This window comes from Allorhizobium sp. Av2 (assembly GCF_021462805.2).
Taxonomy (GTDB): Bacteria; Pseudomonadota; Alphaproteobacteria; order Rhizobiales; family Rhizobiaceae; genus Allorhizobium; species Allorhizobium vitis_G.
Genome location: NZ_CP192696.1, coordinates 945983 through 966322, shown reverse-complemented (window position 1 = coordinate 966322; position 20340 = coordinate 945983). Strand labels below are relative to the sequence as shown.

Annotated in this window: 19 protein-coding genes; 11 read left to right on the top strand and 8 right to left on the bottom strand. The window is 56.6% G+C overall.

What is annotated here, in order from left to right; translation table 11 throughout:
• Nucleotides 1-157: 157 nt before the first annotated feature.
• The 3 genes from pgsA to FS819_RS04595 are packed head-to-tail and all read left to right on the top strand — an operon-like array spanning nucleotide 158 to nucleotide 1465.
• On the top strand, nucleotides 158-748 hold the full coding sequence (gene pgsA / locus FS819_RS04605) for a CDP-diacylglycerol--glycerol-3-phosphate 3-phosphatidyltransferase (protein ID WP_156550799.1): 591 nt from the start codon (nucleotides 158-160) through the stop codon (nucleotides 746-748).
• A complete protein-coding gene (gene moaD / locus FS819_RS04600) occupies nucleotides 745-1002 on the top strand; it encodes a molybdopterin converting factor subunit 1 (RefSeq protein ID WP_015915537.1) in 258 nt (85 codons plus the stop codon). Before pgsA ends, moaD begins: the two co-directional genes overlap by 4 nt.
• 4 nt (nucleotides 1003-1006) lie before the next feature.
• Nucleotides 1007-1465, top strand: coding sequence for a molybdenum cofactor biosynthesis protein MoaE (locus tag FS819_RS04595; protein WP_070167365.1), 459 nt, complete (start codon nucleotides 1007-1009; stop codon nucleotides 1463-1465).
• Between the two features lie 63 nt (nucleotides 1466-1528).
• Here the strand turns inward: FS819_RS04595 and ndk are convergent, their stop codons facing one another.
• From ndk to FS819_RS04575, 4 genes are all read right to left on the bottom strand, one after another.
• Nucleotides 1529-1951 carry a nucleoside-diphosphate kinase gene (ndk, locus tag FS819_RS04590; RefSeq protein WP_156550800.1) on the bottom strand — a complete coding sequence of 141 codons (423 nt, stop codon included), beginning with the start codon at nucleotides 1949-1951 and terminating at the stop codon, nucleotides 1529-1531.
• 106 nt (nucleotides 1952-2057) lie between these two features.
• Nucleotides 2058-2738 carry a glutathione S-transferase family protein gene (locus tag FS819_RS04585; RefSeq protein WP_156550801.1) on the bottom strand — a complete coding sequence of 227 codons (681 nt, stop codon included), beginning with the start codon at nucleotides 2736-2738 and terminating at the stop codon, nucleotides 2058-2060.
• Nucleotides 2739-2815: 77 nt separating this feature from the next.
• Nucleotides 2816-3508 carry a RhiA family protein gene (locus FS819_RS04580; protein WP_156550802.1) on the bottom strand — a complete coding sequence of 231 codons (693 nt, stop codon included), beginning with the start codon at nucleotides 3506-3508 and terminating at the stop codon, nucleotides 2816-2818.
• Between the two features lie 188 nt (nucleotides 3509-3696).
• Nucleotides 3697-4416 (bottom strand): RhiA family protein, encoded by a 720-nt coding sequence (locus FS819_RS04575; RefSeq protein WP_156550803.1) that lies wholly within the window; start codon nucleotides 4414-4416, stop codon nucleotides 3697-3699.
• A gap of 221 nt (nucleotides 4417-4637) precedes the next feature.
• Between FS819_RS04575 and FS819_RS04570 the strand changes: the two genes are divergently transcribed.
• Entirely contained in the window at nucleotides 4638-5360 is a 723-nt protein-coding gene (locus FS819_RS04570; protein ID WP_197434211.1) for a Crp/Fnr family transcriptional regulator, read from the top strand.
• Nucleotides 5361-5478: 118 nt separating this feature from the next.
• Here the strand turns inward: FS819_RS04570 and FS819_RS04565 are convergent, their stop codons facing one another.
• Nucleotides 5479-6357, bottom strand: coding sequence for a hypothetical protein (locus FS819_RS04565; protein WP_156550805.1), 879 nt, complete (start codon nucleotides 6355-6357; stop codon nucleotides 5479-5481).
• Nucleotides 6358-6517: 160 nt separating this feature from the next.
• Between FS819_RS04565 and abc-f the strand changes: the two genes are divergently transcribed.
• Together abc-f and FS819_RS04555 are read left to right on the top strand one after the other, a co-directional pair.
• A complete protein-coding gene (gene abc-f / locus FS819_RS04560; protein ID WP_156550869.1) occupies nucleotides 6518-8401 on the top strand; it encodes a ribosomal protection-like ABC-F family protein in 1884 nt (627 codons plus the stop codon).
• A gap of 610 nt (nucleotides 8402-9011) precedes the next feature.
• A complete protein-coding gene (locus FS819_RS04555) occupies nucleotides 9012-10919 on the top strand; it encodes a HAMP domain-containing methyl-accepting chemotaxis protein (RefSeq protein ID WP_156550806.1) in 1908 nt (635 codons plus the stop codon).
• Nucleotides 10920-10990: 71 nt separating this feature from the next.
• On the opposite strand, the gene FS819_RS04550 is transcribed toward FS819_RS04555, so the two are convergent.
• Together FS819_RS04550 and FS819_RS04545 are read right to left on the bottom strand one after the other, a co-directional pair.
• Complete coding sequence (locus tag FS819_RS04550) at nucleotides 10991-11440, bottom strand: DNA polymerase III subunit chi (RefSeq protein WP_156550807.1); 450 nt, start codon at nucleotides 11438-11440, stop codon at nucleotides 10991-10993.
• 14 nt (nucleotides 11441-11454) lie between these two features.
• A complete protein-coding gene (locus tag FS819_RS04545; protein ID WP_156629839.1) occupies nucleotides 11455-12948 on the bottom strand; it encodes a leucyl aminopeptidase in 1494 nt (497 codons plus the stop codon).
• A gap of 355 nt (nucleotides 12949-13303) precedes the next feature.
• Here FS819_RS04545 and FS819_RS04540 point away from each other — a divergent pair, with 355 nt between their 5' ends.
• The 4 genes from FS819_RS04540 (at nucleotide 13304) to FS819_RS04525 (ending at nucleotide 18839) form a co-directional block, all read left to right on the top strand.
• Nucleotides 13304-14110, top strand: coding sequence for a phosphatase PAP2 family protein (locus FS819_RS04540; RefSeq protein ID WP_197434210.1), 807 nt, complete (start codon nucleotides 13304-13306; stop codon nucleotides 14108-14110).
• A gap of 126 nt (nucleotides 14111-14236) precedes the next feature.
• A complete protein-coding gene (gene lptF, locus FS819_RS04535) occupies nucleotides 14237-15421 on the top strand; it encodes an LPS export ABC transporter permease LptF (protein ID WP_156550810.1) in 1185 nt (394 codons plus the stop codon).
• Nucleotides 15418-16506 (top strand): LPS export ABC transporter permease LptG, encoded by a 1089-nt coding sequence (gene lptG / locus FS819_RS04530; protein ID WP_156550811.1) that lies wholly within the window; start codon nucleotides 15418-15420, stop codon nucleotides 16504-16506. Before lptF ends, lptG begins: the two co-directional genes overlap by 4 nt.
• On the top strand, nucleotides 16506-18839 hold the full coding sequence (locus tag FS819_RS04525; protein WP_070167377.1) for an LPS-assembly protein LptD: 2334 nt from the start codon (nucleotides 16506-16508) through the stop codon (nucleotides 18837-18839). The genes lptG and FS819_RS04525 overlap by 1 nt, the downstream gene beginning before the upstream one ends.
• Before the next feature lie 190 nt (nucleotides 18840-19029).
• Here FS819_RS04525 and FS819_RS04520 read toward each other — a convergent pair whose 3' ends face one another.
• On the bottom strand, nucleotides 19030-19242 hold the full coding sequence (locus FS819_RS04520) for a hypothetical protein (RefSeq protein WP_156550812.1): 213 nt from the start codon (nucleotides 19240-19242) through the stop codon (nucleotides 19030-19032).
• Nucleotides 19243-19392: 150 nt separating this feature from the next.
• Between FS819_RS04520 and FS819_RS04515 the strand changes: the two genes are divergently transcribed.
• Complete coding sequence (locus FS819_RS04515) at nucleotides 19393-20340, top strand: SurA N-terminal domain-containing protein (RefSeq protein WP_070167379.1); 948 nt, start codon at nucleotides 19393-19395, stop codon at nucleotides 20338-20340.

The following is a 20340-nucleotide window of genomic DNA, read 5'->3' as shown; positions in this document are numbered from 1 at the left end:
GGAGAAAATTATGCAGCAAATATAAAGAGCTACAGCAAACCTTTGCTGTAGTGAGCATAAAATGGCCGTTTCGACCCCGGAAAAACCTTAGCACCGGCTTGACGATCGATCTTTCCAAGCGCCATCTTCCAGCGCTTCATAACAAAGACAGGGCATCATGGCTTCGCGTACTTACAGTATTCCCAACCTGTTGACTTATTGCCGCATTCTGGCCGTGCCGTTGATCGTCCTGTGCTTCTATCTGGAAGGCAAGCTGCAAAGCACCGACTTTGCCCGCTGGGCGGCGCTGGCGATCTTTGTTATCGCCTCGATCACCGATTTCTTCGACGGCTATCTGGCCCGGATCTGGAACCAGACCTCCAATATCGGCCGGATGCTCGACCCGATCGCCGACAAACTGCTGGTCGCCACCTGCCTGTTGCTGATGGCTGCCGATACGGAAAAAACCATTGCTGGCTGGTCGCTCTGGGCCGCCATCATCATCCTCTGCCGCGAAATCCTGGTTTCCGGCCTGCGGGAATATCTGGCCGAACTGAAGGTCAGCGTGCCGGTGACGCGGATTGCCAAGTGGAAAACCACCGTGCAGATGGTGGCGCTGGCCTTTCTGCTGGCCGGTCCGGCGGGCGACAAGGTTCTGCCTTACACAACCCAGATCGGCATCGGCCTGCTGTGGATCGCCGCCGCTCTGACCATGTATACCGGCTATGACTATTTCAAAGCCGGTGTGAAGCATATGGTGGATGAATGACCGTCAAGCTTGTCTATTTCGCCTGGGTGCGTGAAAAGATCGGCCTCGATGAGGAAGAGCTTGCGCTGCCCGAGCAGGTAAAGACCGGCGCCGACCTGATTGCCTATCTGACCGAACGCGGCGAGAATTACGCCGAGGCGCTGCAATTTCCAAACGCCATTCGGATTGCCGTCAATCAGGAACATGTCGAGCATGACGAGCTTTTGGCCGGTGCCCGCGAAATCGGCCTGTTTCCGCCGATGACTGGCGGCTGAGGCCATGGTGTCGCCTGTCATCCGGGTTCAGAAGGACGATTTCGACGCTTCGGCAGAGACGGCGTTGATAACGGATGGCCGCACGGATATCGGCGCGCTGGTGTCCTTCGTCGGGCTTTGCCGGGATGAACAGGGCAGGCTCGATGCGCTGGAGCTGGAACATTACCCCGGCATGGCAGAAGCCGAGATGAACCGGATTGCTACGCTTGCCATCGAGCGATTCGATCTGATGGCGCTGACCGTGCTGCATCGCTATGGCAAGATCGCCGCTGGCGAACAGATCGTGCTTGTCATTGCCGCCTCAAGCCACCGGCAGGCGGCCTTCGATGGTGCCAATTTCGTGATGGATTTCCTGAAAACCGCCGCCCCCTTCTGGAAGAAGGAACATGCCAAGGATGGCACGTCAGCCGGCTGGGTCGCCGCCCGCGACGCCGACGACGCGGCCCGCGACAGATGGACATGAAAAAACCGGAGCCTCTCAGCTCCGGTTTTTTTTTAATTCTGAAAGCAAAAACCTCGAAGAGGCTCAGCCAACGATCTCGGTGGCTGCGAACCAGTAAGCGATTTCTTCAGCGGCAGTTTCCGGGGCGTCGGAGCCGTGCACGGAGTTTTCGCCGATGGAGAGGGCGAACTGCTTACGGATCGTGCCTTCGGCAGCCTGGGCAGGATTGGTTGCGCCCATGATTTCGCGGTTCTTCAGGATGGCGCCTTCGCCTTCCAGAACCTGGACAATGGTCGGGCCGGAGGTCATGCCTTCAACCAGTTCGCCGAAGAAAGGGCGTTCCTTGTGAACTGCGTAGAAGCCTTCAGCTTCGCGCGTGCTCATCCAGACGCGCTTCGAAGCAACGACGCGCAGGCCGTTGTCTTCAAAAACCTTGGTGATCGCGCCCGTCAGGTTACGCTTGGTTGCATCCGGCTTGATCATCGAAAAGGTGCGTTCAATCGCCATCGTCTCGTCCTTTGTTTGTAGGGAAAGTGGGCGGTTTCTACCTGCCCCGATTCGCGAAGACAAGGGGGAGACGCGAATTTCACGCCACCGTCACATGACAAGGCCTTTATGCCGCGTCAGCCTGCGCCAAGCCAAGGGCCGCGCAGCGCTCAAACCATTGCGCTGCCGGATCGTCTTCGGGCAGGAAGATCGAGCCTGTGACAATCTTCAGCCATTGCAACGCGCCAAACACGATGTAATCGGCAAACAACGGCTTTTCCCCGCCGATAAAAGGTTGCGAGCGCAGCATATGCCGCAAGGGCTGGAGTTTTGCCGGAAAAGCCGCAATCGCCCCGTCACGATCCGGGAAAATCTCTTCCAGCACCTTGCCGAACAGCGCTTCGCGGGTTTTACGAAAATGCGCCTGATCGGCGGGAGAGATCATATTATAAATGTCCATCAGGATGATGGCACTGATGGCCGGATGGATAGTGGATTGCGAATAGCCTTCCACAAACCGTGCCAGCGCCTTGCCGCCCTCGCCGCGAAACAGGCTTGGGCGATCCGGATAGGCCTCCTCCAGATAAAGCGCGATCTGGAAACTATCCGCCACCACCTTATCGCCATCGCGCAAGATAGGCACGAGCTTCGAGACCCCCTCCTCCACCGTTGGAATTTCGGTAAAAGCCAGCGGCTTTTCCTCGAAGCTCAATCCCTTGTGGCGCAGCGCCAGGATGATCTTCCAGCAATGCGGTGAAAACGGACGAGTGACGTCCGTGCCTGCAAGTGAGTAGAGAAGTCGGGTCATCGGTGGTTGCCTCCAGTCGAAACAATCTGACTATCGGATGTCAATCCTCCCAACTATTCAAATCAAAAATGCTTATATCAGCCATCAACATCAAGACTGAAGGGCTTGCCCGCTGCCGGCTGCACACCGTCATCTAGAAACTCCGTGTCATAGGCAGCGCTGGAAATGGCTGTGTCGATCACCTGCCCTTGCACGAAGGAGCCGGCGATAATGTAGTAGGTCGGATTTGGCTTGAACTGGTACGTCAAGTTCGGCTCCAACTGCACAGCAATTGCCGATTTCCCGGCCATGGCAAGGCCGACATTCAGAGATACGTTCTCGCTGTGCCGGACGGCCACGGTCGGTAACGCATCGTCGGCATTGATATCGGTCACGGCCTGAGTATCGTCGACGGGCTCGTTGGGCAAGCCGGTTACCCCATCAGAAAACTGCCCCTGATAGTTAGCACCCACCGTATTGGCAGAGTTGATGCGAACACCCATCTGGCTGATCGTCTCGAAGCTGCGCGGCGGGGTCGTCGTACCAATTTCTTGAATGGAGCCAACAGGTGCCGAATAGTCGACAGTCAAATTGAACTGCGGCTGGCTCGGATTGCCCGGCGCGCCCACAGAAGCTCCGCCCACCATCCAGGCGAGCGAGAATGGATCATAGGATGATGCACTCGGCACCTTCTGAAATATCACGAACTGTTGAAATTTTGTATTCTCGTTGAGAATCGTCAGTGTATATTCCTGTTTGTTGGATAGGTTCTTTGTCTCCTCACTGCCCAAGACTTTCCTCCTTCAAAATGAACTGGACCGCGGGCGTCCAAAACCCCTTGCAGCTCGTCGCAGTCTGTGAAGAATCATCATAACAATAATTTTCAAACCCCACACTCAAAAGATGAAAACAACAAAAGACCCGATGCGTTTCCGCACCGGGTCCAGTTTGCTTTTGGGTCACTCTGCGGCTGGGTCAATCAGGCAGGTTCAAACTGGTTTTGCTGGGTAAAGCGAACCGTCATATTGGTCACGCCCTGGAACTTTACTTCGTAGGCAGCGCTGGAAATGGCTGTGTCAATCACCTGCCCTTGCACGAAGGAGCCGGCGATAATGTAATAGGTCGGCTTTGGCGTGAACTGGTAGGTCAGGTTCGGCTCCAACTGCACAGCAATTGCCGATTTCCCTGCCATGGCAAGACCGACATTCACAGATACCTTGTCGCTGCGCTGGACGGCCACGGTCGGGAACGAGTTGTCGGACTTAATGACGATCACCCCTTGGGTGCCGTTGACGGGTTCGTTGGGGAAACCGGGCGCGCCATAGGGAAACTGCCCCTGGTAGGTAACGCCTACCGTGTTGGCGGAGTTGATGAGAACCCCCACCTGGCTGGCTGTCTGGAAGCTGCGCGGCTGGGTCGTCGTACCAAAATCCTGAATGTAGCCAGCAGTTGCAGCATAGTCGATGGTCCAGCTGAACTGCGACTGGCTCGGATTGTCCGGCGCTCCCCCGGCAGCTCCGCCCACCATCCAGGCAAGCGAGATCGGATCAAAGGATGAGCCGATCACCTTCGGGATCGTTTGATAGAGCGCGAATTGCTGGAATTTCGTGTTTTCATTCAGTATCTTAAGCGAATAAGGCTGACCAGATTCAACCTTTGCCTGTGATTCAATCGCATTTCTTCCCATCCAAATCGTCATATCATTCTCCAAGTCGCGTTAATCGGCAGTCAGCGCACCATGCACTGTCCCGCCTGTCGGCCAACCACCTTGATGGGCCAACAACGGTCGTAACCAACCGTGAATGCAACTATAGATAAATATTTCTTCCAATCATGTTCCTTACGTTACAGTTGAATCCTAATTTTTTGCAATCATTACTGGCACTCTGTGGTATTCCTCTCAACGGACATTTTCAGACCATGCCATTTCAGCCTTATATTCCCATCGTCAGCAATTTGCGGTCTCATGAACCCTTTGCCTTGCTTGATCCAAAAGTCCTGGCAGAGCATGAACGGGCGTTTCGCATTCGGAAATACTTAAATGGACAGACAATATTCCAGGCGGGGGATGCCTGCCATGCCGTCGGCATCATTCTCTCCGGCGGCGTACACCTGTCCTTCCAGTCGATCTCGGGCCATGAGGTGATCTTCAGAGAGTTGCGTGCTGGCGAGATGATTGGCGATAGTGAATTGGCCCTGGGTAGCACCTATGGCACGAGCGCCACGGCAACTGAGGAAACTCGCCTGGTGGAAATTGATGGCGCAACCTTCACCAAGCTGGCACAGCTGCCACCGGTCGCGCATTTCTGGCTGCACAGTAATGCCCGAAAACTTCATGCCGCCTTGCAATTTGCCGAGGGCCTGGCGCTGCAATCCCTGGAAGCCCGCCTGGCGCGCGTTCTGCTGGAACTGGCAGACCGCCATGGCCGCACCACCCCTGCTGGCACACTGATTGACAGAGTGATACCCCAGCACCTGCTAGGGCAATTGATCAACGCCAGTCGCCCCAAGGTCAATATTCAATTGCAGATCTGGAAATCGCGGGAGGTCATTCAGATGCAACAGCACCGTATCCTGATCGTCAAGCCGGAGCTTTTGCGGAGCAAGGCGGGATGGTCAATCGTCGCACCCCAGCGGCGGTGAGGCAAGACGGAATGCAAGGCGTCCTATGCGACGTCTCCTCGTCTGAACGATTTTCTACCCCGCCGAGGTGGAGTTCAGAGAAGCATGGCCGCCGCCACGACGGCCATGCTTGTCCAGCCTATTTGCAGCCGCCCTTCACGTAGGCGATCATATCCGTCGTGTCATCCGTGAAGACCGGACCTCGGACATAGTCGCTTGTCCCCGAGGCCACGACGCTTACTGCCTTGAAGGACCCTGAATCTCCGATGAACCAAGCCCCACCGCTTGCACCGCCACCAGACATTGGATGCGGTCTCGCTTCGAAAGAGGTTCCTGCCTGAGCAAGGATTGTCGCGCCTTCCCGATACATATAGTTGCCATCCTCCAGTCGACCTGGATAGCCAGTAATGGTCACGGCGGCATTCACTTTTGCAGTGCCGAGATCATAGCGACCAACTGCGCTAGCCGTCTTTGTGCGCATGACGGAATAGTCATATTGGGATTTTTTCGCGCTTGGATCCTCGCCCGCGACCTTCGTCCATTCGGTCAGCACCGCGGCCTGATCGATGTCGTAGCGGGTCCCGCCGCCGCCATTATAACCTTGCATGAAGCGGATGTTGGTTGCCTCCTTACCTCCATACCACAGACTGTGCGCGGCGCCGATGACGATATTGTCTTGCGCAACGAACTGGGCGCTTGCTTTGTAGTCCTTGCCTCCACGAGTGTAGAAGAGCTTGCCGCCAAATTTGTAAGGCGCTTCATTGATGGGAGCACGCTCGGCATCGCCAAGCGCCTGTGGCGACGCGGAGCCAGAGCCATTCTGGTCCGAGGGCAGTTCCAGCGGCTCGGATACGGCTTTGCGCATCCGCTCCTCCGTCCAATAATCGGCGGGTGCCACTGCCAACTCTTTGGTATTCAAGCCCCAGCAAGTGACTTTATCATTGGCAAGCAGTGGCGCTGGCATGGCGGTCATGGCGCCCGCAAGGGCAAGCATCAGGTGTCGGAATGAAGGGCTCATTAAGTTCTCCTTTGTAAACGAGGGACACGCCGCACAGTTGCAGCGCAAGAAGAACGTTAGTCCTGCCTTTGGTCTTTGGCTGTTCCGGCGGGGACAACCGCTCTGCCTTCCCATCGTCGCCCTCTTGCTTTCCCAGCCATCATCCGCCAAAACGCCAGCCATGATTACCATCAATGACGTCTCCGCCCGTATTGCAGGCCGCCTGCTGATTGACCACGCCAGCATTTCGCTGCCAACAGGCACGAAAGCGGGTCTTGTCGGCCGCAATGGTGCCGGTAAATCCACCCTGTTTCGGGTGATCACCGGCGACCTGGGAGCTGAAAGCGGCTCGGTCTCCATTCCCAAGAATGCCAAGATCGGTCAGGTGGCGCAGGAAGCCCCCGGCACCGAGGACAGCCTGATCGAAATCGTGCTGGCTGCCGACAAGGAGCGCACCGCGCTGATGGCGGAGGCCGAGACGGCCACCGACCCGAACCGGATTGCCGACATCCAGATGCGGCTGGTGGATATCGATGCCCATTCGGCGGAAGCGCGCGCCTCCAGCATTCTTGCCGGTCTCGGATTTAACCAGGAAGCGCAGTTGCGCCCGGCCTCGGCCTTTTCCGGCGGCTGGCGGATGCGCGTGGCGCTGGCCTCGGTGCTGTTTGCCGAGCCGGACCTGCTGCTGCTGGACGAACCCACCAACTATCTCGACCTTGAAGGCACCTTGTGGCTGGAAGACTATATCCGCCGCTATCCGCACACCGTCATCATCATCAGCCATGACCGCGACCTGCTCAACAACGCGGTCAATGCCATCGTCCATCTCGACCAGAAGAAGCTGACCTTCTATCGCGGCGGCTATGACCAGTTCGAGCGCCAGAAGGCCGAGAATGACGAATTGCAGATGAAGTCGAAGGCCAAGAGCGATGCGGCACGCAAGCATCTTCAGGCCTTCATCGACCGGTTCAAGGCCAAGGCCTCGAAGGCCAAACAGGCCCAGAGCCGTGTGAAAGCGCTGGAGCGCATGGGCACGGTTTCAGCGGTTATTGAAGACCACGTCCAGCCGATCACCTTCCCGGAGCCGGAAAAGCAGCCAGCATCGCCGATCATCGCCATCAATGGCGGTGCCGTTGGCTATGTGCCGGGGCAGCCGATCCTGAAAAACCTCAACCTGCGCATCGATGCGGATGACCGCATCGCGCTGCTGGGCTCGAACGGCAACGGTAAGTCTACATTCGCCAAATTCATTTCTGGTCGTTTGCCGCCGGAAAGTGGCGACCTGCGGCTGGCTCCCAGCCTGAAGATCGGCTTCTTCGCCCAGCATCAGTTGGACGATCTGGTGCCAGAGGATACGCCGGTGGAACATGTGCGCCGGCTGATGCCGCAGGCGCCGGAAGCCAAGGTACGCGCCCGCGTCGCGCAAATGGGGCTTGCCACCGAAAAGATGGCGACCGCCGCCAAGGATTTGTCCGGTGGCGAAAAGGCCCGATTGCTGATGGGCCTTGCTGCCTTTCACGCCCCCAACCTGCTGATCCTCGATGAGCCGACTAACCATCTCGACATCGACAGCCGCCGCGCGCTGATCGAGGCGCTGAACGATTACGACGGCGCGGTCATCCTGATCTCCCATGATCGCCACCTGATCGAGGCGACGGTGGACCGGCTCTGGCTGGTCAATAACGGGACCGTCACCACATTCGAAGGGGACATGGAAGAATACCGCGACCTGATTGTCTCCTCAGGTAAAAAAAAAGAAGAAAAAATTGACGTAACCGTCGAAGCCGGGAAAAAAGCCGACCAGCGCAAGGCCAATGCCGAAAAGCGGGCCGCGCTGGCACCGCTGAAGAAAAAGATCAACGAAATCGAATCATTGACCAAGAAACTGGAGACAGTGATTCAAGGTCTTGATGCAGAACTTGCAGATCCGGTTCTCTATGAAAAGCATCCGGCCAAGGCGGCGGAAAAGGTTAAGCAGCGCGGCGAGGCAGCCGCCAAGTTGAGCGCTGCCGAAGAGCAATGGCTGGAGCTTTCAACCGAATATGAAGAGGCGATGGCGGGTTAGACAGTCTTTCTGATCGTAGTCTATCAGAATGCTTGGAAGCCATCGATGCTATAGCGGCCATCGAAATCGCCAACAGATGTGCAAAATAAAAAACAACTTTAAATTTTAAATACTACCCATAGCGAACAATGCACAATTCCGACACTCAACGATCGGATAAAAGATAAATTCCGGAAACCCGCCTTTCTATTATTATTTTTGCAACGCAAACAAAAGCCATTCGACTGAATGCAGCGAAGCAATTCGCTAAACCCCTGAATCTTTTAGGATAAGACAATAAACCCCTAAAATATCAGGGTTAATTATCCATTAGAGATATTTTAAATATTAAGCAACATCATCCTCGCCAAGGACAGACCAGCAAGAAACATGCCGGTTGCCATGCCCCTCCGTCGGCTGTCAACGCTCGCCCCCAGCGTGAATGTCGCGTCATATCTGTCAGTAGGTTCAGCCGCTCTCCGGCTTTTATATATCCATTTCTCCACGGTGCTGTTCCAGCACGTGTCACATGATGAAACTCCAGGCCTCCGCGCAATGAATTGTGCGGAATGGTGCAAGCACGCCGTCGGACAAAGATGATATTTGCCATCGGCTCGATTGGAACAGATCAATGCATCTGAATTTCTCGCTCAAGACATCGCTGGCCAGCGCGTTTAGCGGCCTGATGCTGCTCCTTCTCCTCCAGGGCTGTTTTGCCTTGTCCTCCATGTCCGGCGTATTTGACAATGTCGAGGGTTTGGCGAAAGACGCCGTTCCCTCGGTCGATATTACCAACCGCCTCAACATTTCGCTCGCCAATGTGCGCGGCCTCGAAATGCGCCATATCCTCAGCAAAACGCCACAGGCCATTCAGGAAGCGGACGACGCCCTGAAAACTGAAATGCAGAAGCTGGACAAGCGGATGAAAACCTATGAAACGCTGATCTCGCTGCCTGAAGAGCGCAAGGCCTATGAGGCCTTCAAGCTGGCCATGGGTTCTTATGTTACGCTGCATAATCAAATGGTGACCTATTCGTCCAAAGGTGAAAAGGACAAGGCTGCGGCATTGCTGACCGGAGACATGGTCAGTGCCTATAACGCCATGGACGAACAGGCCGATATCTTCCGGGACGCCAATGTCGATGCGGCCAACCGGATGTATGAGAATGCCGCCGCGGCATTCCGGCTCTCGCTGCTGCTCAATGGACTAGTGCTGGCGCTGGGAGCGGCGGCCGGAATTGGCGCGATGGTTTTCGTCTTCAAGGGTGTGTCCAACCCCATCGAACGGCTGACCCGGTCCATGCGTCGCCTGGCCGACGGTAATCTTCAAACCGAAGTGCTCTATCTGGAGCGTGGCAACGAGATCGGCGACATGGCCCGGGCGCTCGAAATCTTCAAGCAGAACGGCCTGCGTGTTCAGATGATGAATGCCCAGGAACTGCATATGCGGCAGAAATCCGATGAATTGCGCGACAGTATCGGCGAAGTGGTCGCTGCCGCCGTCGTCGGCGATTTCAGCCAGCGGATCACCCGGGATTTCGATTTCGAAGATCTGAACGCCTTTGCCTCATCCATGAACAAACTGGTACAATCCATCGATACCGGCCTTGGCGAAACCCGCCGCATCGTCGCCGCCCTCTCGGATGGCGACCTCACCGACACGATGCGCGGCCAGTTCCATGGCGCGTTTGCCGAGTTGCAGCAGAATGTCAACGGGACGATGTCCGCATTGCGGGGCATTGTCGGCGAAGTGCGCTCCTCCATCGACATGATCAATTCAGGCTCCGGCGAATTGCGGTTTGCCTCGGACGATCTGGCCAAGCGCACTGAGCAACAGGCCGCCACCCTTGAAGAAACCTCCTCCGCATTGGAAGAAATCACCACGGCGGTGCATTCCTCTAATGATCGCGCCCAGCAGACCAGCCGCATGGTGGATGAAGCCCGCCGCAGCACCGAGCAGTCGGCCTCAGTCGTCCATGACGCCGTCTCGGCCATGGGCCGGATCGAACAAGCCTCCGGCGAAATCGGCAAGATCATCAATGTCATCGACGAGATCGCCTTCCAGACCAACCTGCTGGCGCTGAATGCCGGCGTCGAGGCGGCACGGGCAGGTGAAGCCGGCAAGGGCTTTGCGGTCGTCGCTCAGGAAGTGCGCGAATTGGCACAACGCTCGGCAGGCGCTGCCAAGGACATCAAATCGCTGATCACCAAATCGGGCGAGGAAGTCAATGCAGGCGTGCGGCTCGTTACCGCCACCGGCGATGCGCTCTCCAAGATCCGTGATCATGTGGTGGACATCAATGCGCAGGTGCATCAGATCGCCAATGCGGCCAAGGAACAATCCTTCAAACTGCAAGAGGTCAATTCTGCCGTCAGCCAGATGGACCAGGTCACTCAGCGCAATGCCGCCATGGTCGAGGAAACCACGGCGAGCACCAACCAACTGGCGGATGACGCCCAGAACCTTGCCCGGCTGATCTCGCATTTCAAGCTGGAAGCTGGCGGCGCTCACCAAAGACAGAAACGTCAGGCGGCCTGAGCTCTAACACTTTATATCATTGACGCGGGCGACCGCGTCAATGTTGCGTTTCAGGCATGAAAGAACATCAATTAAGCCTTCTTTTCCCATCGGCCCTGATTGTTCTGTTGCCAATAGGTGAGCGCATGGCCCTCACCCTTCAGCCGTTTCCATTCGCCTCTGGCCGTTTCCAGCTCGCCCTGATCATGGCCGTCGAACACGAAGACGATCCGGTCATAGACAAGCGGCAGGTCCGGCACCGCGCCATCGATATAAAAGCGTACCGTCGCCCCATTCGGATTGTCTGAGGACAGGCAGAGAAGAATCGGTTGTGCCTCCGCCTGCTCGCCGGTGCTAATGCCATGGGCCAGAAAACTGTCGTCGCGAAACGTCCATAAATGCTGATCCAGCCGGCCACACCGCTCCGGATCGCGCATTTCCACGCCAACCTTCCAGCCGCGCTCGACGCTTTTTTCCAAAAGCGCCGGAAGCGCATCTTCCAGCCGGGTCTCGGTCAGGTGATAGAACAATACCTCGGTCAAGGCCGGGCTATCCCTTACGATTCATAGGCATCACGCACCAGCTGATCGAGCAACCGCACGCCAAAGCCCGACGCCCAGGACTGGTTGATCTCGTCCTTCGGCGAGGCCATTGCCGTGCCAGCAATATCGAGATGCGCCCAGGGTGTGTCGCCAACAAAGCGCTTCAGGAACTGCGCTGCCGTGATTGCGCCGCCATGCCGGCCACCGGTATTTTTCATATCGGCGAACTTGCTGTCGATCAGCTTGTCGTAATCCTTGCCGAGCGGCATGCGCCACAGGCGCTCATTGGTGGAAAGACCGGCCTTCAGCAGATTATCCGCCAGCCTATCGTCATTGGAAAACAGCCCGGCATGCAGATTGGCCAGCGCCACCAGGATGGCGCCGGTCAGCGTCGCCAGATTGATCATCAAGGCAGGCTTGAAACGGTCGTTGCAATACCACAGCGCATCGCACAGCACGAGACGGCCTTCAGCATCGGTATTGATCACTTCGATGGTCTGACCGGACATCGAGGTGACGATATCGCCTGGGCGCTGGGCATTACCGTCAGGCATGTTTTCAACAAGGCCGAGAATGCCAATCGCGTTGACCTTGGCCTTGCGGGCCGCCAGCGTGTGCATCAAGCCGATCACGGCGGCAGCACCACCCATATCGCCCTTCATGTCTTCCATGCCGCCCGCAGGTTTGATGGAAATGCCGCCGGTGTCGAACACCACGCCCTTGCCGATGAAGGCAATGGGCTGACCATCAGGCGCGCCACCCTTCCACTGCATGATAGCAAGCCGCGGCGGACGGACCGAGCCCTGGGCCACGCCCAGAAGAGCGCCCATGCCAAGGCTGGCCATTTCGGTTTCGGTGAGGATTTCCACCTCGACGCCAAGCTGCTCAAGCGCTTTGGCGCGGTCGGCAAATTCCACCGGACCCAGCACATTGGCCGGCAAGTTGACGAGGTTGCGCGCCAGAAGAACACCATCGACAACCGCCCGGCCCTCAGCCGCAAACAACCGTTCCGCAGCGTCGGCCACAGCAGTCACCAGGGTGATCCGGACGGCGGACGGTGCCTTGTCGTCATCGTCCTTTTTCTTCGTCTTGTAATCATCGAAGGAATAGGCGCGCAGCAGCATGCCGATGGCAAAATCACGCACGGCCTGCGCCGTCACGGCCAGCCCATCCGCATCGAGAAAGACCGTCGCCGCCTCCGCGCCCTTCAGGTGTGCCGCTGCCACACCGCCCAGACGCAGCCAGTCATGATCGACAAGATCGGCGGCCTTGCCAGTCCCGATGACAATCAGCCGATTCGCCGGCGAACCGGCGGGCGCGATAATGTCGAGAGCCGACATGGATTTGGCCTTGAACTTTGCCGTTGCGGCGGCCTTCCCAAAAATCCCGGACGGATCGAGAGTGGATGCCCCGGCTGGCAAGTTCGCTTCGGCCTCCTTCAGGCTAAGGACCAGCCCCGTCTCGATTAAGGCGGATGGGGCAAAGGAAATTTCCAGCTTCATGGACATGGCTTACTCCGGCACTGCATGTTTGATCGCGATTGTCACGATTTGCTCTGGGCGCCGATCATGTCGGTTTTGCGCATGATTGCAACAGGGGCCGCCACCTTCTCCTCACTCCCGATCAAAGAAGCGCTTTGCCAACGCCGCCCCTGTCGACGTCGATCACAATTCCACATGCCCGATAGACCCTAATTTGGCCGTTTCCGACCCATGATCAGAGTAAAGATTTGTAATGCGTGGCCTGCCCGCAACTGGTCTTTGTCTTATAACATCTATAAGCATTAGCTATGATGCAAATCAGCACCGGGGCAAGCCAGAACCGGGGCAAGCCCGAGTTGTGACGAGCCTCAAGAGTTTGACGATGAAGACCAGTGCCCGCAAACCCCAGCTGACCGTCACGGATATATTTGGACGGCACTGTCGTATTCCCGATCTCACCCGATCCTCGTTTACGACCGCCGCCTTGCTATCCACCGTCTGGGTGATGCTGCTAGTGGTGTTCTATTCAGCTCCCGGCTTCGATGTCGCGGTGTCGGAATTGTTCTTTCGCGCCGGCAATTGCACAGCGCATGAGGCAAACACGATCTGCGGCGGCTTTCCCATTTCGCGCGAGCCAATCCTGAAGGCGATCAGGCAAATCCTGTTCTACATGCCGCATGTGGTTGGCGTCGGCGTGCTGGTGGCGCTGATCGTCAAGCTGTGTCAGCCGCGCGCCGCCTGGCAGCAGGAACAGATCGTCAAGCTGGTTCTGTCGCTGCTGGCAACGGCTATCGGCCCCTATCTGCTGGTCAATGTGTTTCTGAAGGACATGTCCGGTCGGCCACGCCCCAATCAGACCGTGTTTTTCGGCGGACCCTATGGGTTTGAACCGGCGGGCAATTTTGCCGGTGCCTGCGACCAGAACTGTTCCTTCATTTCCGGCGAAGCCGCCGGGGCAGGCTGGATCATCTGCATCGTTCCCCTGCTGCCAGCCACCTGGCGCCGGCGCATCGGCTGGCCGCTGGTCTTCGCGTCGTTTGCCTCGCCCCTGCTGCGGTTGGCCTTCGGAGCACATTACCTGTCCGACGTGGTTCTGGGCTGGCTGTCTTCCCCTGTTATCTTTGCCATCGTCTTTGCAGTGGCAAACGGCTGCGGGCTTTTGCGGGCCAGAAACCAGCCCCATCTTTAAATGAGGCACGTAAATCTGCCTGTTGCCGAGAAGCATCATTAAAAAGTCCTGCACAGGTGATTGAAGCATCGGCTCTTGTGTTTTGCCCTGACGATGGGCAAATAGGCGCTATTGGCAGGATCCGGCATGAAGCTTCTTGAGTCCTATATATTGCGGCGTGTCGCGCAGATGTTCCTGACGGCACTTCTGCCCGTGCTGGCCATCATCTGGACGACACAGGTCTTGGCACGCATCAATCTCGTGACCGATACAGGACAGTCGATCGGCTCTTTTGCCACACTGGCAACGTTGATCCTGCCCACCATCATTCCCATCGTTATGCCGTTCGCGCTGGTTATTGGCATTACCCAAAGCCTGACGGCGATGAACAACGATTCCGAGCTGGCTGTCATCGACGCCGCTGGTGCATCTCGCGCGGTCATTCTCCGGCCAATCCTGCTATTTGCGCTGGCCATCAGCGTGATAACGCTTGTTATCACCAACGAAGTGCAGCCAAAAGTGAAAGTGGCGGCGCGTCAGATGATCGCAAATGCCTATGCTGACCTTCTATCGACGGTGATCGAGGAAAAAACCTTCCGCAAGGTGGAAGATGGTCTCTATGTGCAGATTTCGCAGCGGCTGGCCGGACGCGTGCTGAAGGGCCTGTTCGTCGCCGATTACCGCGACCCGGCCTATTCGCTGATCTATTATGCCCGCGAAGGCGCGGTGGATGAGACGGGGACCGCCCTGATCATGCATGACGGCGAGGTCCAGCGCAAAGCACCGGGTGGCACGGTTTCAATCGTTCGCTTTGATTCCTATGCCTTCGACCTGTCCGACCTGACGGAAACCCGTGGCAAGGCAAAGATGCGGCCGAGCGACCGCAGCCTGAGCTTTCTGCTCAATCCCGATACAAACGACGACGATTACAAGGATCACCCAGGCGAATACCGGGCGGAACTGCACAAGCGCATGACCGAATGGCTCCTGCCGTTTGCTTTCGCACTGATTTCACTGGCCATCGCCGGCGATGCGCGCTCCCACCGAGAGGCGCGGCTGCATCCCATGGTCTCGGCATTGACCATCGCGCTTATCCTGCGCTGGCTGACATTCTATGCCGCCAACAAGTCCGAATCGAATGCTGCCTTCATCGTGTTGATGTATGCGACACCGCTCGCCAGCGCGGCGATTGCCACCCTGATGCTCATGCGACAGAAGAAATCGCAATTGCCGGCACCCTTGCGCCGCATGATCGACACGACACGGTTGGCCTTTCAGCGGCGCTTTGCTTCCAATAGCGCGAACGGCCGGGACAATGGAGGCAGCGTATGATGCTCAACACGCTCAGCCGCTATTTTCTCAAGCGCTATGCGATCACCGTGTTCTGGTTCGTGGTCGGCGTCGCCGCGATCATTTTCCTGATCGACTTCAGCGAGGTCAGCGGTCGGTTCTCCGACAACGAACAATCCTCGCTGTTCGGCGTCTTCCTGCTGACGCTGATGCGCCTGCCTCTGCTGCTTCAGCAAACCGTACCCTTCATCGCACTGTTTTCCGGGATGGTGACCCTGATCACCCTGAACAGGCGCTCGGAATTGGTGATTGCGCGTGCCGCAGGCATTTCGGTCTGGCAGTTCATGTTCCCCTTCCTGCTGGGCGCTTTCCTGCTCGGCTGCGCCACATCCCTGCTGATCAATCCGCTTGCCGCGCTCGGCCAGAAACAGGCCGCGACACTGGAAGCCGAATACAGCGACCCCGGCAAGGCCAGCAACAACAAGAACTCCGTGCCGTGGATGCGCCAGATCACCGGCAAGGAAGACACGATCATCGGCGCGACCTCCGTTCTGGAAGACGGTACGTTGCTGATGCAGGCGGTGTTCATCCACTTCGACGGCCAGGGTCGAATCACCTCCCGTCAGGATGCACGCACAGCGAAGTTGCAAGATGGTTACTGGTTGCTTAAGGATGTCGTGGAGACCAAGCCTGGCGAAACACCCAAGCGGGAGGCTTCGGCACAAGTTAGCACCAATTTGAAACAGGAATTTGTACAGGAGCGTCTCGCACAGCCGGATACTGTTGCTTTTTATGAACTTTCTCAGAAAATCGCAGTTGCCAAATCCTATGGCGTCTCAACGAAAAATCTGGAAACGCAGTTTCATACGCTGCTGTCCACTCCCTTCCTTTTCGTTGCGATGACTCTGATTGCTGCAACTGTTTCTCTCAAATTCAGCCGGTTCAACCAGTCACGTTCCGTGATTCTGGGTGGAATCATTTCGGGCTTCGTGCTTTATGTGGCGACAGTGCTCGTGAAGGCGTTCGGAAGCAGTGGCGTTGTGCCTCCGTTCGTTGCGACCTGGGTTCCTGTCATCGTTGCGACAGCGCTCGGGGCGACGATCCTGCTTCATCAGGAGGATGGTTAGTGGCGGCAATTGACCGCGGAAATATAAAACGGCTTTTCACAGCCCTGCTGGCAGGCGTCGCCTTTGGTGCGACCCTCGTTCCTGTGCCTTTTGCTTATGCACAGTCTGCCTCCAGCAATGGTTTGGTGTCACCGAAAATTCCCGCCGATGCGAAGCTCATGCTCGCAGCGAATGAAATGACATATGATAAGGACGCCCAGAAGGTGACTGCGGTCGGCGGCGTCCAGATCAATTACGCCGGCTACCAGATGGTATCAAAGCGCGTCGAATACGACCAGAAGACAGGTCGGATGATGGCCTATGGCAATATCGAACTGATAGAGCCTGATGGTAACCGCATCTATGCCGACAAGATGGACGTCACCGACGATTTCGCCAACGGCTTCGTCAACAGCCTGCGGGTGGAAACGACTGATAATACCCGCATCGCCGCCCAGAAGGGCGAACGCGTCAACGGCGACCAGATGATCCTCTACAAGGGCGTCTACACTGCCTGCCTGCCGTGTGCAGAACAGGGACGTGCGCCTTTCTGGCAGATCAAGGCGGAACGGGTCATCCAGAATGGCAAGACCCATACAATCCGTCTCGAAAATGCACGCTTCCAGCTGTTCGGCAAGTCAATTGCTCTGATCCCGTCAATCGAGGTTCCCGACAATACCGTCAAGCGTAAGTCGGGCTTCCTGTTTCCTGAATTCAGCACGACTCAGAAACTCGGGTTTGGGGTAATTGTTCCCTATTACTGGGCGATTTCCCCGCAGACCGATGCCACGATCAAGCTGGGCGGCTTTACCAGCCAGGGCGTGCTGATCGATACCGAAGTGCGCCATCAGTTCGAGGATGGATTGGCGACGCTGCGCTTTGCTGGCATCAACCAGTTGAATCCGGGCAAGTTCGACAGCGGCACCACGGATGCCGAGAAGGACTTCCGCGGCATGGTCGGTTCTACCGGCAAATTCGATATCAATCCCCGCTGGAGCTTCGGCTGGGACGTGATGCTGGAGAGCGACAACAATTTCTCACGCACCTACGACCTGGAAGGTTTCAACCAGAAAACCCATACCAATCAGGTCTATCTGACCGGTCTTGGGGATCGTAATTCCTTTGACATGCGCGCCTATTACTTCGACATCCAGGATGCTGACAGTAAGGATGTCGCCGAGCGCAAGCAGCCGATTGTCACCCCGACCATCGACTACAGCTATTATGCGCCGGAACCGTTCATGGGCGGCGAATTGTCGGCAACCGTCAATTTCACGGCCCTGACGCGCTATAACAGCGATATTCTCAACCTGAACAATGGCAACCAGCGTTTCAGCGGACTGAAGGGCAATACGACCCGCCTGACCGGTGAAATGGAATGGAAGCGCACCTTCGATACACCGCAGGGCGTATTGCTGACACCTATCCTTGCCGCACGTGGCGATGCCTTTGGCAATAACATGGATGCGCCGGGCTCCAGCTATTCCGGCAATTACAACGACACAACAGGCGTAACCCGTTCGATGGTAACGGCCGGGCTTGAAGTTCGCTATCCGTGGTTGCTCAGCGCTCCGGGCAGCACGCATGTGATCGAGCCAATTGCCCAGGTCTTCGTGCGGCCTGACGAGCAACAGGCCGGCAGGCTGACGAATGAAGATGCGCAAAGCTTCGTCTTCGACGCCAGCAACCTGTTTGAGCGCGACAAGTTCTCCGGCTATGACCGGGTTGAAGGTGGCACGCGTGCCAATGTCGGCCTGCGCTATACCGGCTCGTTCGACAGCGGCTATACGATGCGCAGTATCTTCGGGCAGTCCTACCAACTGGCCGGCAAGAACTCCTTCGCCTCCTCGGATCTGGTCTATGCTGGCAACGAATCGGGCCTGGAAACCGCAGTATCCGATTATGTCGGCATGGTCGGACTGGACACGCCCTACGGCATTTCCACCTCGGTCAATGCACGGTTCGATGAAAAGACCTTTGAGGTCGAACGGACGGATTCGGCTATCGGTTATCACAACGACCGACTGCAAACGAATTTCATTTACACCCAGATCGCGGCACAGCCTAATTACGGCTATGATTACGACCGCGAAGAGATACAAAATGCCAGCTCGGTCAAGGTCGGTGATTTCTGGTCGGTGTTCGGTTCGATTACCTGGGATGTGAAGAAGGACAATATCAACCGCTATGGCATCGGCGTGTCCTATGCCGACGATTGCACGATCTTCTCCATCGTCTACAAGAACAAGGACGACGACGAATCCGCCAATGACTGGTCCATCGGCGCCCGCCTGACATTCCGCACGTTGGGCGATGTCAAAGTAGGCGATACCGACGTCACCGGATTCAATTGATCTGTCTCGCCTTTTAAAAGCCCGCTGTTTTCCCTGGAAACCAGCGGGCGACAATCCTATTCATCCAAAATATCAATAGCATCGTGCGGAGACTTGAACATGCACGACGCTGTTGGTTTTTATTTTCCCATCGGATTTTTCAAAATCCGGTTCCCGCTTTTCGGCCAGATGCCATAGAACAGATGAATTTTTATAAGAAACGCTGCCGCACCGTTGGTTGAAGCGCCGTTTCTTCTGGAAAAGCCATTGTTTCGCCGCAGGGTTTGTGCAATCGATCCTGCAATAAAGCATTTTCTGCAAAGGTGCGGTGCGGCTTTGTGGTGGAAATGCCTGGAAGTAAAAAGGGGGCATTCTGCGCTTCACTTGGAAGCGGGAATTCTCCAATATGCTGTGCCCGCTGCATAATTGTTTGAATCAATGCTGATTTAAGAAATTATGCAGCAGAGTTTACCAGGAAAAAAGCATGCGTGTTTTTAACGGTAGACCCTGAACACGATAATTCAGAGGGTGCCGCGCGCCATTGGATCGCTGCGGCATGGGAAAAGGACAGGTGATGACCTTGAGCAATAAAACTTTGCGCGCCGCTGTTGTTGCAACGGTGGCTTTGGTTTGCGTGACAGGCTTTGCGCCAGCAACGATCACTCCAGCTCTGGCCGATACCGGCGTGGCTGTCGTCGTCAATAAAACCGCGATTACCAATACCGATTTGGCACGGCGGATTGCCTTCCTCAAACTTCGCCACGAGACCGGCGACGTCGCTAAAAAGGCCCGTCAGGAATTGATCGACGAGCAGCTGAAACGCCAGGAAATCGCCCGGGTTGGAATGTCCGTCAGCACCATGGATGTCGACCAGGCTTTTGGACGGTTCGCCGCTTCCAACAAACTGTCAACGCAGCAGATGGGCCAGATCCTCGACAAGGCAGGCGTCGGCGTTGAGCACTTCAAAGCCTATATTGCCGTGCAGATGAGCTGGCCGCGACTGGTCAACGCACGCTATGCGTCCCGCTCGAAGATGAGCAATCAGGACATGGTCACCCGTCTGCTTGAAAACAAGCAAAAGCCAGTGACGACGGAATACACCCTGAAACAGGTTATTTTCGTGGTTCCCGTTGCCAAACGCGCCACCTTGACCGCCAAGCGCAAGGCAGAGGCCGAAGCCTCCCGCGCCAAATTTCCCGGCTGCGACCAGGCCATGGATTTTGCCAAGAACTATCTCGACGTATCGATCCGCGACCTCGGCCGGGTGATGAAGCCTGAATTGCCTGACGACTGGAAGCCTTTGATCGAGGGCGCCAACGGCACCACCACGGGCACGCGTGTCACCGAACGCGGAATTGAATATCTGGCGATCTGCAATCAGAAGCAGGTCTCCGACGATCTGGCCGCCGAAGCGGTTTTCAAGGCCGAAGATATCGGCAAGGAAGACAAATCCAAAGGCGATCCGAACTCCGAAAAATACCTGACCGAACTGCGCTCCAAGGCCCAGATCATCAATCGTTGA

Coding starts and splice junctions, on each gene's coding strand:
- FS819_RS04555 (WP_156550806.1), top strand. CDS start 9,012: ATGCATCTGAATTTCTCGCTCAAGACATCGCTGGCCAGCGCGTTTAGC.
- FS819_RS04520 (WP_156550812.1), bottom strand. CDS start 19,242: ATGCAGCGGGCACAGCATATTGGAGAATTCCCGCTTCCAAGTGAAGCG.
- ndk (WP_156550800.1), bottom strand. CDS start 1,951: ATGGCGATTGAACGCACCTTTTCGATGATCAAGCCGGATGCAACCAAG.
- FS819_RS04570 (WP_197434211.1), top strand. CDS start 4,638: ATGCCATTTCAGCCTTATATTCCCATCGTCAGCAATTTGCGGTCTCAT.
- FS819_RS04565 (WP_156550805.1), bottom strand. CDS start 6,357: ATGAGCCCTTCATTCCGACACCTGATGCTTGCCCTTGCGGGCGCCATG.
- lptG (WP_156550811.1), top strand. CDS start 15,418: ATGATGCTCAACACGCTCAGCCGCTATTTTCTCAAGCGCTATGCGATC.
- FS819_RS04575 (WP_156550803.1), bottom strand. CDS start 4,416: ATGACGATTTGGATGGGAAGAAATGCGATTGAATCACAGGCAAAGGTT.
- FS819_RS04540 (WP_197434210.1), top strand. CDS start 13,304: ATGAAGACCAGTGCCCGCAAACCCCAGCTGACCGTCACGGATATATTT.
- abc-f (WP_156550869.1), top strand. CDS start 6,518: ATGATTACCATCAATGACGTCTCCGCCCGTATTGCAGGCCGCCTGCTG.
- lptF (WP_156550810.1), top strand. CDS start 14,237: ATGAAGCTTCTTGAGTCCTATATATTGCGGCGTGTCGCGCAGATGTTC.
- FS819_RS04515 (WP_070167379.1), top strand. CDS start 19,393: ATGACCTTGAGCAATAAAACTTTGCGCGCCGCTGTTGTTGCAACGGTG.
- pgsA (WP_156550799.1), top strand. CDS start 158: ATGGCTTCGCGTACTTACAGTATTCCCAACCTGTTGACTTATTGCCGC.
- FS819_RS04585 (WP_156550801.1), bottom strand. CDS start 2,738: ATGACCCGACTTCTCTACTCACTTGCAGGCACGGACGTCACTCGTCCG.
- moaD (WP_015915537.1), top strand. CDS start 745: ATGACCGTCAAGCTTGTCTATTTCGCCTGGGTGCGTGAAAAGATCGGC.
- FS819_RS04595 (WP_070167365.1), top strand. CDS start 1,007: ATGGTGTCGCCTGTCATCCGGGTTCAGAAGGACGATTTCGACGCTTCG.
- FS819_RS04545 (WP_156629839.1), bottom strand. CDS start 12,948: ATGTCCATGAAGCTGGAAATTTCCTTTGCCCCATCCGCCTTAATCGAG.